This window comes from Photorhabdus antumapuensis (assembly GCF_020387775.1).
Taxonomy (GTDB): Bacteria; Pseudomonadota; Gammaproteobacteria; order Enterobacterales; family Enterobacteriaceae; genus Photorhabdus; species Photorhabdus antumapuensis.
Window position 1 is genome coordinate 15,728 of the sequence record NZ_JAHZMK010000050.1, and the last position, 12,975, is coordinate 28,702.

The 12,975-nt window shown below is 41.4% G+C and carries 13 protein-coding genes and 2 tRNA genes; 4 read left to right on the top strand and 11 right to left on the bottom strand.

Annotated features, from left to right (window positions below):
- Positions 1 to 105: 105 nt before the first annotated feature.
- On the bottom strand, positions 106 to 885 hold the full coding sequence (gene deoC / locus KZ793_RS18165; protein ID WP_225816612.1) for a deoxyribose-phosphate aldolase: 780 nt from the start codon (positions 883 to 885) through the stop codon (positions 106 to 108).
- Positions 886 to 1,364: 479 nt separating this feature from the next.
- The gene (locus tag KZ793_RS18170; protein WP_225816638.1) at positions 1,365 to 2,630 is read right to left on the bottom strand and encodes a NupC/NupG family nucleoside CNT transporter; all 1,266 of its coding nucleotides are present in this window, start codon (positions 2,628 to 2,630) and stop codon (positions 1,365 to 1,367) included.
- Between the two features lie 748 nt (positions 2,631 to 3,378).
- Between KZ793_RS18170 and KZ793_RS18175 the strand changes: the two genes are divergently transcribed.
- Positions 3,379 to 3,606 (top strand): HD domain-containing protein, encoded by a 228-nt coding sequence (locus tag KZ793_RS18175; protein ID WP_225816613.1) that lies wholly within the window; start codon positions 3,379 to 3,381, stop codon positions 3,604 to 3,606.
- Positions 3,607 to 3,630: 24 nt separating this feature from the next.
- On the opposite strand, the gene KZ793_RS18180 is transcribed toward KZ793_RS18175, so the two are convergent.
- The 6 genes from KZ793_RS18180 to KZ793_RS18205 all read right to left on the bottom strand — a co-directional run bounded on the left by KZ793_RS18180 (position 3,631) and on the right by KZ793_RS18205 (position 8,906).
- Positions 3,631 to 4,404: a TatD family hydrolase gene (locus KZ793_RS18180; RefSeq protein ID WP_225816614.1), complete on the bottom strand. Its 774-nt coding sequence runs from the start codon at positions 4,402 to 4,404 to the stop codon at positions 3,631 to 3,633.
- A gap of 4 nt (positions 4,405 to 4,408) precedes the next feature.
- Positions 4,409 to 5,473, bottom strand: a complete 1,065-nt coding sequence (locus tag KZ793_RS18185) for a patatin-like phospholipase family protein (protein WP_225816615.1) — start codon at positions 5,471 to 5,473, stop codon at positions 4,409 to 4,411.
- A 181-nt stretch (positions 5,474 to 5,654) separates the two neighbouring features.
- Complete coding sequence (locus KZ793_RS18190; protein ID WP_225816616.1) at positions 5,655 to 6,032, bottom strand: BON domain-containing protein; 378 nt, start codon at positions 6,030 to 6,032, stop codon at positions 5,655 to 5,657.
- A 298-nt stretch (positions 6,033 to 6,330) separates the two neighbouring features.
- On the bottom strand, positions 6,331 to 7,920 hold the full coding sequence (gene prfC, locus KZ793_RS18195; protein ID WP_225816617.1) for a peptide chain release factor 3: 1,590 nt from the start codon (positions 7,918 to 7,920) through the stop codon (positions 6,331 to 6,333).
- A gap of 157 nt (positions 7,921 to 8,077) precedes the next feature.
- A complete protein-coding gene (rimI, locus tag KZ793_RS18200; RefSeq protein ID WP_225816618.1) occupies positions 8,078 to 8,524 on the bottom strand; it encodes a ribosomal protein S18-alanine N-acetyltransferase in 447 nt (148 codons plus the stop codon).
- On the bottom strand, positions 8,493 to 8,906 hold the full coding sequence (locus tag KZ793_RS18205) for a DNA polymerase III subunit psi (RefSeq protein WP_225816619.1): 414 nt from the start codon (positions 8,904 to 8,906) through the stop codon (positions 8,493 to 8,495). Before KZ793_RS18205 ends, rimI begins: the two co-directional genes overlap by 32 nt.
- A 126-nt stretch (positions 8,907 to 9,032) precedes the next feature.
- On the opposite strand from KZ793_RS18205, the gene rsmC reads away from it, so the two are divergent.
- The 3 genes from rsmC to KZ793_RS18220 all read left to right on the top strand — a co-directional run bounded on the left by rsmC (position 9,033) and on the right by KZ793_RS18220 (position 10,449).
- Positions 9,033 to 10,049 carry a 16S rRNA (guanine(1207)-N(2))-methyltransferase RsmC gene (rsmC, locus tag KZ793_RS18210; RefSeq protein WP_225816620.1) on the top strand — a complete coding sequence of 339 codons (1,017 nt, stop codon included), beginning with the start codon at positions 9,033 to 9,035 and terminating at the stop codon, positions 10,047 to 10,049.
- A gap of 179 nt (positions 10,050 to 10,228) precedes the next feature.
- Positions 10,229 to 10,315: transfer RNA gene (locus tag KZ793_RS18215), tRNA-Leu, on the top strand.
- A 47-nt stretch (positions 10,316 to 10,362) separates the two neighbouring features.
- Positions 10,363 to 10,449 (top strand) — tRNA-Leu (locus KZ793_RS18220).
- Between the two features lie 52 nt (positions 10,450 to 10,501).
- Here KZ793_RS18220 and KZ793_RS18225 read toward each other — a convergent pair.
- The 3 genes from KZ793_RS18225 to KZ793_RS18235 form a co-directional block, all read right to left on the bottom strand.
- The gene (locus tag KZ793_RS18225) at positions 10,502 to 10,768 is read right to left on the bottom strand and encodes a DUF1435 family protein (protein ID WP_225816621.1); all 267 of its coding nucleotides are present in this window, start codon (positions 10,766 to 10,768) and stop codon (positions 10,502 to 10,504) included.
- 94 nt (positions 10,769 to 10,862) lie between these two features.
- Positions 10,863 to 11,024: a hypothetical protein gene (locus KZ793_RS18230; RefSeq protein ID WP_225816622.1), complete on the bottom strand. Its 162-nt coding sequence runs from the start codon at positions 11,022 to 11,024 to the stop codon at positions 10,863 to 10,865.
- Positions 11,025 to 11,038: 14 nt separating this feature from the next.
- Positions 11,039 to 12,259 carry an MFS transporter gene (locus tag KZ793_RS18235; protein ID WP_225816623.1) on the bottom strand — a complete coding sequence of 407 codons (1,221 nt, stop codon included), beginning with the start codon at positions 12,257 to 12,259 and terminating at the stop codon, positions 11,039 to 11,041.
- Positions 12,260 to 12,975: the final 716 nt, after the last annotated feature.

Genomic DNA, 12,975 nt, shown 5'->3' on the forward strand with positions numbered 1-12,975 from the left:
TTTTTACGGATAATTTCCTGTGCCAGAAACAAAGCATTCTCCTAATCATGATTAAAATCGGGAAAAATTCAGTGGTTACGCACTGACTGATGCGGTACTCAATTATCAATAATTACTGCTTTGCTCTTGATTCTGATGCCCCAGAGTGCTTAGCAAACTGCCCAACAAGCTGGAAGCCCCAAAACGAAAATGACGGGCATCAGCCCATTTGTCACCCATGATATGGTCAGCTAATGCCAGATATTGTACAGCCTCTTCAGCGGTACGCACACCACCAGCAGGTTTGAAGCCAACCGTTTCACCCACGCCCATCTCATGAATCACCTTTATCATGATTTCAGCACTTGCCAATGTCGCGTTAACCGGCACTTTACCCGTAGACGTTTTGATAAAATCAGCACCAGCGTTGATTGAAATTTCAGACGCCTTACGGATCAGAGATGCCTCTTTCAGTTCACCGGTTTCAATAATAACTTTTAGCAGCACTCCCGCTTCTGCACAGGCGGTTTTACACGCTTTTACCATGTCAAAACCGACTTGCTCATTACCGGCCATCAATGCACGGTATGGGAAAACCACATCAACCTCATCAGCCCCATAAGCAATAGCCGCACAAGTTTCAGCTAAGGCAATGTCAATATCGTCATTACCATGTGGGAAGTTTGTCACTGTCGCAATGCGGATTTCAGGTGTGCCCTGTTCACGTAATACCTTACGTGCCAGAGGAATAAAACGAGGGTAGATACAGATAGCCGCCGTATTACCCGCTGGGCTTTTCGCCTGATGACAAAGTGTCGTCACTTTTTCATCTGTATCATTATCATTGAGTGTCGTTAAATCCATCAAACTCAGCGCCCGTTGCGCCGCTGCGGTTAAATCGGTCATAAAACTCTCCAACGTTATTATCGCGGCTAGCTTCTGCTAGAGCCACACATTCTGTTAAACGATTGTTTGTTGGCGAGCGGACTTGGTTCCTTAAAGATGTCGCGATGGTATGCCTACAGCGACTATTGAACTCCCTTTCACCGCACTATGCTCTCTTCGGCTTATGGTCCTTAATGCGAGCCTCGCCTTGCTCCTTGAAATATTGGCATATCTTATATTTGAACATTTAAACGTTCAAAAAATTGTGCCAGAAACCACACTAATTAACATGTAATTTGCAAGATAATAATTTTAAATGTGGCTTTTATCACATAAAACTATATTTATCATGGAGTTTATCGGCAAATCCAACTTGCTTACCATTAAATAATACACGACAAAAAATATAACTCACGTCTAGCAAACATAAGAGTATGAAGATAAACCGGTAGGAAAATAGATTGCAGGCGGGATTATCCCACCTGCCTATTTCAACAACGTTACAGAGCCAGGAAGAAGCCCGCGATAGTTGCACTCATTAAGTTGGATAGTGTACCCGCTATAACCGCTTTCATCCCTAAACGAGCAACATCACCGCGACGATTCGGTGCCATACCGCCCAAGCCACCTAACAGAATAGCAACGGAAGAAAGGTTAGCGAAACCACACAGTGCGAAGGAGATAATCGCTTTGGTGTGCTCTGACAGCACCGGCAAGCCCGCCGCCATAACCACATCATCCGGTTTCAAATAGGCGCCGAAGTTCATAAAGGCAACAAATTCGTTCACAACCAGTTTTTGACCGATGAAAGAACCCGCCACTGTGGCTTCACTCCACGGAACACCAATCAGGTAAGCAATCGGCGCACAAACCCATCCCAACACCAGTTCAAGAGAAAGTTGTGGATAATTAAACCAGCCACCAATACCACCGAGAATACCATTCAACAATGCAATCAGGGCAACAAACGCCAATAACATTGCACCGACGTTCAACGCTAATTGCATACCAGAAGCAGCACCAGAGGCGGCCGCATCAATGATGTTAGCAGGGCGTTCCTCTTCTGCGACCAGTGACATAGCATCAACAGTGTCATGTGGCTTTTCAGTTTCAGGCACCATCAATTTAGCGAACAACAGGCCACCTGGCGCCGCCATAAAGGAAGCCGCAATCAGATATTCCAAAGGTACGCCCATTGATGCATAACCGGCCAGTACCGAACCGGCAACGGATGCCAAACCACCACACATTACCGCAAACAGTTCAGATTGGGTCATGGTAGCAATATAAGGGCGAACAACCAGTGGCGCCTCAGTTTGGCCCACGAAAATATTCGCTGTCGCAGACAAGGATTCTGTACGTGAAGTTCCGAGAATTTTTTGCAGGCCACCACCCAATATTTTGATAACTAGCTGCATAACACCAATGTAGTACAACACAGCAATCAACGAAGAGAAGAAAACAATAATAGGCAGTACACGCAGGGCGAAAACAAATCCGCCACCACCAAACAGTTCAAACATTTTGGTGGAAACTAATCCACCAAAAATAAAATCCATTCCTTGTTGACCAAACTGGATGACACTGGAAACTCCCTCAGACATACCCAATAATAATTTCTTACCTGCGGAAACATGAAGTACAAAAGCACCGATAGCGATCTGAATCAAAAAGGCGCCAAGGACAGTACGAAGTTTAATAGCGCGATAATTACTGGAAAAGAGTACTGCGATCAAGATCAGCACTACCATCCCGACCAGGCTCATAAAGAGTTGCATTGGAAGAATCCCTGTTCACTTAATAATAAATTAAATATGTCAGTCGAACGTAAATCGTTCACTGACGCTAAGTCGGCGCTGATTATACTCAGTCATCGGAATGAACAAGCTATTGACATCACAAATATCTACTGAAAAAAGCAATAAAAAAATGATAAATGTGATGTAAATCACACAAATTTGAGGAAATAATCTGCAATAGATAATCTAATCTCGGAATGGCAAAATAATCAACAATTAAGAAATAATTATCAGGTAAGCGCAATTAAAGTATGGCAGTTATGATCCGCAGACAACAACTCTATATATTCACATCTATAGATAAGCAGACGAAGCAATGTTTCAAAAATAAATCTAAGGAAATAAACCCATGTCTAAATTACGAGTCATTCCTCCATGGAGATAACAATTTATTTTTTGAGTAACACTCAAACAATCGTGCAAAAATAATTAACTCAAGAGTATCCAACCTACAACCGTTAATAAATTCCCATTGACGCATTAAATACTAATATTTAGTTATTTTTCTTCTGCATTTTAACTATACTAACAGATAACAGAAGACAGATAATAGAAGACATATTATAGTGAAAATAATGAAAGTTAATATTTTAGAAGAACGTCTGAAAGAGTTTTTAAAACATCGACTCGCAAACTCTATACCCTATGGATTTCAAGATGCATCGCGACGGCAAGGGAGCGAATCCCCGGGAGCATAGATAACTATGTGACCGGGGTGAGTGAGTGCAGCCAACAAAGAGGCAACTTGAAAGATAACGGGTATAATGATAACGCCCATGATATTGGGCATCTGATCCGTATTGCAAATAACGCGAAAAGAATCATGGAGAAAGAAGGAGGTGAGCCTTTAGTTATCATTGCCTCAAGTTACTTACATGACATCGTGTCATTACCAAAGAATCATCCAGAGAAAAAACAGTCCTCAAAACTGCATCTTTGCTAATAGTAGTTAAAATCACTCTGTAAATCATATAACTAATCCAAATAACTCAATACTGTTATGATAAAGTTGGCTAGCAATTTCATCAGGAGATTCGCGACGAAGCTCACATAACGAAGCAAAAACTCCGGCAATTTTTTCCGGCCGGTTAGGTTCTCCCTGAAAACCGAAAAGCGGCATATCCGGAGCATCGGTTTCCAGCACCAGAGACGTTAACGGGAGTTCAGCCATTACGCGACGTGTTTTCTGCGCTCTTTCATAAGTAATGGTTCCCCCTACCCCAATGTAATATCCCAAACCGATAAAAGCCTCCGCCTGCGATAAACTACCCGCAAATCCGTGCACTACACCGGTATGGGGAAGGTTGATTCTTCTTAGGATCGCTGCCAGTTGATCATGGCTTTTTCGAGAATGAAGGATAACCGGCAATTCATACTGTTTTGCTAACCGCAATTGAGTGTCCAATAACACTTTCTGTTTTTCAAATTGGGGTTCAGTCATATAGAGATCGAGCCCAATCTCCCCAACCGCCACCAACTTTTCGTGTTTCTGCTTTAGAAATTGTTCCAGATCCGCAAGATGCGCTTCCTGATGTTGATCGATATAAAGAGGATGCAAACCCAATGCAGCATAAATCGCAGGATAAGAACAAGCCAATTCAGATACCCGTTGCAAATTTGCCCTACTAATAGCAGGGACAATAATTCTATCCACGCCAACCTGTGCCGCCCGTTGCAGGCTCTGCTGCTCATCATCACGAAACGGAGGAAAATCAAAATGGCAGTGGGTATCAATAAACATGAAACTATCCGTTATTAATCTGTTCTGACGATGCGGCTAAGGTGGCCGACAACGTAACCAACGTACTATTTTCTTCGTTCTGGTACAAGACGTTACGGTTTAAACTCTCTTTGTTGTCCTTAGCAAGACTAAACTTATTACCAACAAACAGATGACCCACCGTCGCCAGGAAATAGCGGCCACAACGACGCCCAAGATGATAATCCCGGCTAAGTGCTGGCAAACGGCTACCTAATGCACTGGTCGTTAATGGTGCAGGCGGATAGATCTCAAAAATCTGTACATCATCAGGTGGATTTTCAATAAATTTCTGGGTGCGGTGATAGCTTTTAGCATGTTGTTGTAGCATCCGTACCATCTTTTGCAAGCTGCTATCTCCCAACCGGCGTTTCATCCGTTGTACCCAATCAGGCGTGTAATAGAGCTGTGAAGGGACCGTGCGGATCACCACGATGGTATCAGCACCTCGCCGATACGCCTCTTCTACCGGAATAGCATCACTGATACCGCCATCATAATAAACAACATCATCGATTGTCACACCATTGCGATAAAACCCAGGAATAGCGCTCGATGCCTTAATCACTTCCAGCCAACTCTTTTCATTAGGATGGAAATAAGTAGGTTCAAAATTATCTGAACGACATGCACACACATAAAATTCACATCCAGCCTCAAATTTGCGTAAAGCTGTCGGAATATCCAATGGTAGTTCTTGATAGGCGGTCTGCATAAACCAATCTAAATCAACTAAATGCCCCCCCCGTACAAAACGCAAAGGATTAAAGAAGGCAGGATTGGTTGTATAGCGGTTGATAGCTCGCCGGGCATATCCACGCTGTCCACAAATATAAGCTGAAAGGTTCTGAGCACCGGCCGAAGTACCAAGCAGTAGATCAAACGGGTTGAATTCGACACGCATAAATTCATCCAGCACACCTGCGGTAAAAATGCCGCGTTGTCCTCCACCTTCACAAACAAGTGCAACCTTTCCAGACTTAATAGACGACTTATATTTATAGGATAATAGATCAATATTTCCCAACGTTATCGGTATACGTTTCCCCACACAGCCCCCAAAAAAATAAATGACGGATAGAGAGCATAACTTGGAAAGTTATTATCCGTCATTATATTATGGTGCTACGTAGTCAATATTCTGATAAAAGTACCCCTGGTGAGGGCGCATATCCTGTTAGTACAAAGTCAATCATTTGAATGGAAAACAACCACTCAATTAATAAAATATATTATTTTTTTATGGTCAGACCGTTTTGAATCGACTTGACCCCTTTCACTTTAGAGATAATCTCTACAATTTCTCTGGATTGTTTCTCGCTTTTCACAAAACCAGAAATATAAACGACTCTCTCCTCTGTTTTTACAGAAATATCACTACTGTTGATCCCTTTTGCTGCCAACAACTCACTTTTAATCTTCGCTGTGGTAGCACTATCACCCATATAACCATCGATGTTTTTCATTGAATCATCGATTTTCTGACCAGCACTGTCGAGTGCTTGTGTCGCTTTATTTTTAAAAGACTCCTCCGCCAGTACACTATTGCTAGCTAAAATAGTACCTAAGGCAATAGCCACTAACCAGTGAGCCAATTTAACATTCTTCATTCTATACCTTCCTTATTGTCGGTTAGATTTCTGAATCTATAAAGCCATTCAATACTGTCTTTACACCACGTAATCCCAGCAGAATCACAATCCGTATTAGAATTAAAAACAGGTTATCATTTCCAGTAAATTGGAAAATAAGAACATCAATACAGTAAAGACCAAGGAAATAATAACAGGAAAATAAAGCAAAGCGCTATAAAATAAGACGGATCTTACCGACTAAATTATAAATTATTCTTGTGTTACATATATTTTTGTAAAGAAAAAGGCTAACTTATTGTTAGCCTTAAAAATATTAATGTTCCCGTGTTTTACGGAAATTGATGTCAGGATAACGTTCACGGGTCAAATTTAGGTTAACCATCGTTGGAGCAATATAGGTCAGATTATCACCACCATCGAACGCCAGGTTTTGCTCACTCTTACGCTTAAACTCTTCCAGCTTCTTAGCGTCATGACACTCAACCCAGCGAGCCGTTGAGACGTTTACCGGCTCATATAAAGCTTCAACGTTGTATTCACTTTTTAAACGGGCAACAACCACATCAAACTGGAGGATACCAACGGCTCCCACAATCAAATCGTTATTTGCCAGTGGACGGAATACCTGTACAGCACCTTCCTCAGATAATTGAACCAATCCTTTCAGGAGTTGTTTCTGTTTCAAAGGATCACGCAAGCGAATACGACGGAACAATTCTGGAGCAAAGTTAGGGATACCGGTAAATTTCAGATTTTCCCCTTGAGTAAAGGTATCACCAATCTGAATGGTCCCGTGGTTATGCAAACCGATAATATCTCCCGGATAGGCATGATCCACATGAGTGCGATCACCCGCCATAAATGTCAGCGCATCAGAAATCACCACATCTTTCTTAATTCTTACCTGATGCAGCTTCATGCCTTTTTCATATTTGCCTGACACAACACGCAAGAAAGCCACACGGTCACGGTGTTTAGGGTCCATATTGGCCTGAATCTTAAAGATAAACCCGGTAAATTTATCTTCCTGAGCAGAGACTTCGCGGACATCTGTTTGACGTGGCATCGGCGCTGGCGCCCATTTAACCAAACCATCCAGCATATGATTAACGCCGAAGTTACCCAGTGCAGTACCGAAAAATACCGGTGTCAGTTCACCTTGCAAAAATGCTTGATGATCAAACTCATGAGAAGCCCCCTGCACCAATTCCAGTTCCTGACGCAATTGTTCAGCCAGATCTTCACCAATCGCGGCATCCAGTTCAGGATTATTCAGCCCCTTAATTGCGCGGACTTCCTGAATAATGTGCCCCTTTCCGGTCTGATACAGGTAAGTTTCATCAAGATAGAGGTGATAAACCCCTTTAAAAGACTTACCGCACCCAATCGGCCAGGTGATCGGGCAACAAGCGATATTCAACTCATTTTCCACTTCATCCATCAGTTCCATCGGATCACGGATATCGCGGTCAAGCTTGTTCATGAACGTTAGAATCGGGGTATCACGCAGACGGGTCACTTCCATCAATTTACGTGTCCGATCCTCAACCCCTTTAGCGGCATCAATGACCATCAAGCAACAGTCAACCGCCGTCAATGTACGATAAGTATCTTCGGAGAAATCTTCATGCCCTGGCGTATCCAACAGGTTAACCAAGCAATCTTGATAAGGAAACTGCATCACGGAAGTGGTAATGGAAATACCACGCTGTTTCTCCATTTCCATCCAGTCGGATTTCGCGTGCTGATTTGAACCACGACCTTTCACCGTACCGGCTTTCTGAATCGCCTGTCCAAACAGCAATACTTTTTCAGTAATCGTCGTTTTCCCTGCGTCAGGGTGAGAAATGATAGCAAAAGTTCGCCGTTTAGCGACTTCCTGCTGAAAAGGGGAATTTGACATCAATAACAATCTTCTGCTTTATATACGGGCTTGTACTCAACATCAGACGCTTCCCCTCAAGGAGAACAGTTGCCAAACCCGTGGGTGAATGAAAAATTGGCGCTCATTTTCGCTGAAATTGGTGTTATAAACAATCAATCAATTTTATAGCACTTATTTAGGCAAACAGCGGTAACGCCATGATGATGGCATCTTCTTTACCTGTCGTAGTAGGATAGTAATGCTGACGAACAGAGACTTGGTTAAACCCTGATTGTTCATACAACCTAATAGCAGAATGATTCGATTGTCTGACTTCAAGCCATAAGGTATTCACGCCTTTACCCGGCAAAATTGATATTAAATACGCTAATAATGCCTTACCATAACCCTTACCTTGGTAGTCAGGATGAATAGCAATATTAAATAGGGTTGCTTCATCTAATACCAATTGGGTTATGGCAAAGCCAATAAGTTGTTCATTAATCGCTATTTTATAATTCAAATACCGCTCCCCTTGATTGCCAAAAAATGTTTTTTCACTCCACGGGAACGCGTGGCTAGCTTTCTCAACCAGAAAAGCGGACGGGAGATCAGCGGGAGTTAATAGAGAAATGTTGTTCATGTTGAAAAATCTGTCGCCAAAGAGAACGTTTTGCCTGTCCATCACAATATAAATCATTTAATGCCGGGCTTCTCAAAGAAATTCCCGGCCATGATAGTGTAATATCCACACCCAGCAACCAATATGGGCACTTAACCTGTTCCGGTAACATCGCAACATTATTTGTTGTAATGCAGTAAACAGAGGATTTATCCAACCCCATAGCGGTGAAAATATCTATTAATAATGAATTAGTTAAATCAATGTGGTCATTGGTAATAATCAGCAGACGGGTGGTGTCAGGTAAGTGAACAGCTAATTCACCTTGCAAAACCGCAGGGTTACGTAAGGTCCATTGGGTAATCCCCAATTGAGCTAATAACCTATCGCGCCGGGTTACCATATCTATTCACCTGCTGTAAAAAATAATCGGTAACATGTTATCAGAGGCCACGATCTGCGCCAATATTGGGTTGAAATTTATCACCATCTGATACTTGAGCACAGAACATAAGGAGCTTATAGACAAATGTCTGCGTTAACCCCCGCCAGTGAAGTGATTTTGCGTCACCGTGAGCAATTTAGCTCTCATCACCTGCTCTTCGCCGGTGATATTCAGGATACACTGGCAACCCAAATTGATGCTGCCAGTGTGCGAGTGCACACTAACCAATATCATCACTGGCAATCACTGATCCGCACTTTGGGTGATCATGCCTGGTTTGGCTTGGTAGCCGAAAAAGCATTTACTCAAGGTTGTGACACCCTGATCTACTACTGGCCTAAAAGTAAGCAGGAAGCTCGTTTTCAATTACGCAGCCTGTTCTCTGTTTTGCCAAAAGGTATCAATATTTTCATTGTCGGTGAAAATCGTAGCGGAGTACGTAGTGTAGACAAACTGATGGACGGCATGGCAACGTTTCAAAAAATCGATAGTGCCCGTCGTTGCAGCCTGTTCTACGGCCAGTTAGAACATGAAGTGCAGTTCGAACAAGATAACTGGTGGAACAGTTATCAGGTGGAAAACGTCATAGTGAATACGTTACCGGGTGTATTCAGCCAGGATGAACTGGATGTTGGCAGCCGGTTACTACTTTCCACTTTTGACAAACCGCTCTCCGGCAGCTTACTGGATATCGCATGCGGGGCGGGTGTTCTGGCCGCCGTGCTGGGTAAGAAAAACCCTGAGTTAGCACTGACTCTCAGTGATGTTAATGCAGCAGCGATTGCCTCCAGTAAAGCAACGTTAAAAGCTAATAAACTGGAAGGTAACGTGGTCGTCAGTAACGTCTATTCCAACATTGAAGATAAATTCAACTGGATTATCTCTAATCCCCCCTTCCATGACGGGCTAAAAACCAATTTACAAGCAGCAGATGACCTGATCCGCCAAGCGCCTAATTACCTTAAACCCGGCGGCAAACTGCGGATTGTTGCCAACGCTTTCCTGCCTTATCCCGATTTACTGGATAAAACTTTTGGCAATCATGAAGTCATTGCTCAGACGGGGAAATTTAAAGTTTATCAAGCAACAAAAAAATTCTAATTTACTCAGCCTGTCCTTGGTTCAAGGACAGGTTATCTTTAATAACCAAAATAATAGAAGGATGATGATTTTTACGGCAATCATACAGCGCTATAATAAATAATGATTGACGTAGGCTAAAAAACCACTAGAATTCGCCCCCATGCTATCAATCAGCATTATTGATAGTGTCTGAATTTGCGAGGGTGGCGGAATTGGTAGACGCGCTAGCTTCAGGTGTTAGTGTCCTTACGGACGTGGGGGTTCAAGTCCCCCCCTTCGCACCAAATCAGACAGCCGCTGATTAAATTCGGCAACAAAAATGGCAGTACCTGCGAGGGTGGCGGAATTGGTAGACGCGCTAGCTTCAGGTGTTAGTGTCCTTACGGACGTGAGGGTTCAAGTCCCTCCTTTCGCACCAATATGTCCGTTTTCCTTATCGAACTTCTCTCCATTTTTTCTGCTATAAAACGTCAAAAACAGCCAAACCGGTGTATTCCAGCCAATAAAGCACACAACACAGCAAACCCTGATGGTATTAACAAGAAATGGCGTGACTTCTGGTTTAGCAGCATAAATAGTGTCAGCAGCATCGCTAATACCACACCAATTTTGAACTGCTCAATGCCGGGATTGACGATGACGAATAGCATGCCCGCCAAGCTAGATAAACCTATTCCCCACAAACTGGTGATACCCTGCCAGAAAAGCGATCTCTCTCTGTCTTTAATCCTGATCATAACTTGCACTCAGTTAAATGATAATGATTACCAATATCATATACAAAAAAGTGTGAAGTACAAGTCAGTTGCAATTGCTAATCCGACAGATAAGCTAAAAAATTGTGGTTTGATAAGAGGCAAAGCTAAAGCTATCAGAATCGGCTAAATTAACAACGGTAATTAATACATCCGGTGCAATATAGTAAGAAAGCGCCTCTTGTACTGCTGAATTATATTTCGATGTCAACAACGGAACAATAACTTTAATTTTCATAAATGACCCTTTAATTAGTTAACATGTGGCCTATCGTTAATTTTTCGACTTACTGCATGATTTCGTAAATCAATTAAAATGAGTAATGAAAATAATAACCCAATAGCAATTATCGATGATACTATGATTGCTGAATTAAATAGCTTTCCAGTAAATGCCCATCCTGAAATAAAAACACTGAGACTGAAAAAAATAAGCCGGAAAAAAGTTAATAGAGATGATGCTGCACCTACTAATTTAGGATACAATGCCAAAGAATGAGAGAACACCATACTATATTGAAAAGCAGAACCAATACAAATGACAGCCATTGATAGCGTAAAGGGCATTGCAGATTTAGGATAAAAATGACTGAATATTATGAGTGCACTACACCCTATTAAACAAACGACAATGCTCAGATAGATACAATTAACTGAACCAATCTTTCTATTCAAAGCACCTGAATAGAATCCAGCCACCGCTAAACATATTCCTAATATTGCTTGATGTATCGCAAATACGTAGTAACCCATTCCCATTTTATCTATATATAAAAAAGGGATAACAGATACATATGCAATACACGCAGACACTAATAACCCAGGGGTAAAAGCATATATCAAAAAACGCATATTAAATATAAGTTGACAATAATTTCTTGCAACCTCATTTACACTCAATTTTATCGTATCACGATTTGTTTCAGGAATGATAAACACAGCCATAAGAGAAAGAAAGCTCAGTAAAGCCACTAAATGGTAGGTAGATCTCCAATCATAATGTGCAACAATAAGAGAGCCAGCAATAGGGGCCATGATAAGAGCCGCTGATATTGCTGAGTTAAGGATTCCAAAAACCTGTACTGACTCCTCATCTTTATAGATATCCGAGCAAATGATAAACCCAACAACCCAAATAGCACTGCACCCAACTCCTTGGATAAACCTAAATAAATACAATTGATTAAGATCACCAGAAATTGAACAACCTACACTACCAATAAAGAATAGAGCAGCTCCGATTAGAATGATTTTTCTTCGCCCATACGACTCAGAAAGAGGACCGAAAATAGGTGTGAATAGGCATAACCCTAGGAAATTCACTATTAGAGTAAATTGCACTGCCGATTCAGTTGCAGAAAAGAACTTCAGCATTTGGGGAAATGCTGGCAAAGTAATATCAACTTCTACAAATGATGGAACCATTACAACGATAAGTATTATCGGTAAAAGCCTGAACATTAACGACGACATAGATCAATTCACCTCTGAACATTATTAACCCTATATAATATAAACACAAAGAGCTGCCATCAGACAACATCGATAAATCCGATTTATTGAATGAATGGCAGGTCATACAGATATTATAAAACCAGATTATTCTGAATAAGAAACCTTTAGTGAGAATAATTTACCAAAAACTAGTAAGATTTCAGTTTTTAAACCTTTATTATATCGGGATGATATATTTAACACTTCCTTTTGTTCATCCTGTGCCAATTTAGGCCATTCCAAGGTGACTTTGTTGAATCCCGGTTTAGTGAGAGAACCTGGAATTATTAGCTTATGATGGGACCATTCCGATGATAGTTCTACTTCTTTAATCAACTTATGCTTTCGAATTACCTATTATATACTTATCCTCAATGGTAATTTTACTTTCAACTCTATATCCAATTTCCTGCTTATGGGCATTATTAGGAAAGACTTTACATTTTGCGCATATGCAAAGTAGTTATATACAGCCTAATTATTTCTTTAAAATCGCATCACTAACTTTAATGGTTTTTTCCATATCACTACTTTATTCATCAAATTTAGAGTATATCTCTAAATAACTTTGTTTAGTTCACAGCCGTATTTTTCCTGCTAGTGAAATTAGAGAAAAATATACACTCAAAAGAACAAAAAAATTAAGACCGGATGCTATCCGGCCTTAACTCTTTATTCCTCAACCACGCAAAGCA

Excerpts from the sequence above, each read along its gene's own strand:
- rimI (WP_225816618.1), bottom strand. The coding sequence starts at position 8,524 with ATGAACAACATTTCTCTATTAACTCCCGCTGATCTCCCGTCCGCTTTT.
- KZ793_RS18170 (WP_225816638.1), bottom strand. The coding sequence starts at position 2,630 with ATGAGCCTGGTCGGGATGGTAGTGCTGATCTTGATCGCAGTACTCTTT.
- deoC (WP_225816612.1), bottom strand. The coding sequence starts at position 885 with ATGACCGATTTAACCGCAGCGGCGCAACGGGCGCTGAGTTTGATGGAT.
- prfC (WP_225816617.1), bottom strand. The coding sequence starts at position 7,920 with ATGTCAAATTCCCCTTTTCAGCAGGAAGTCGCTAAACGGCGAACTTTT.
- KZ793_RS18225 (WP_225816621.1), bottom strand. The coding sequence starts at position 10,768 with ATGATCAGGATTAAAGACAGAGAGAGATCGCTTTTCTGGCAGGGTATC.
- KZ793_RS18205 (WP_225816619.1), bottom strand. The coding sequence starts at position 8,906 with ATGGTAACCCGGCGCGATAGGTTATTAGCTCAATTGGGGATTACCCAA.
- KZ793_RS18235 (WP_225816623.1), bottom strand. The coding sequence starts at position 12,259 with ATGTCGTCGTTAATGTTCAGGCTTTTACCGATAATACTTATCGTTGTA.
- KZ793_RS18230 (WP_225816622.1), bottom strand. The coding sequence starts at position 11,024 with ATGAAAATTAAAGTTATTGTTCCGTTGTTGACATCGAAATATAATTCA.
- rsmC (WP_225816620.1), top strand. The coding sequence starts at position 9,033 with ATGTCTGCGTTAACCCCCGCCAGTGAAGTGATTTTGCGTCACCGTGAG.
- KZ793_RS18180 (WP_225816614.1), bottom strand. The coding sequence starts at position 4,404 with ATGTTTATTGATACCCACTGCCATTTTGATTTTCCTCCGTTTCGTGAT.
- KZ793_RS18190 (WP_225816616.1), bottom strand. The coding sequence starts at position 6,032 with ATGAAGAATGTTAAATTGGCTCACTGGTTAGTGGCTATTGCCTTAGGT.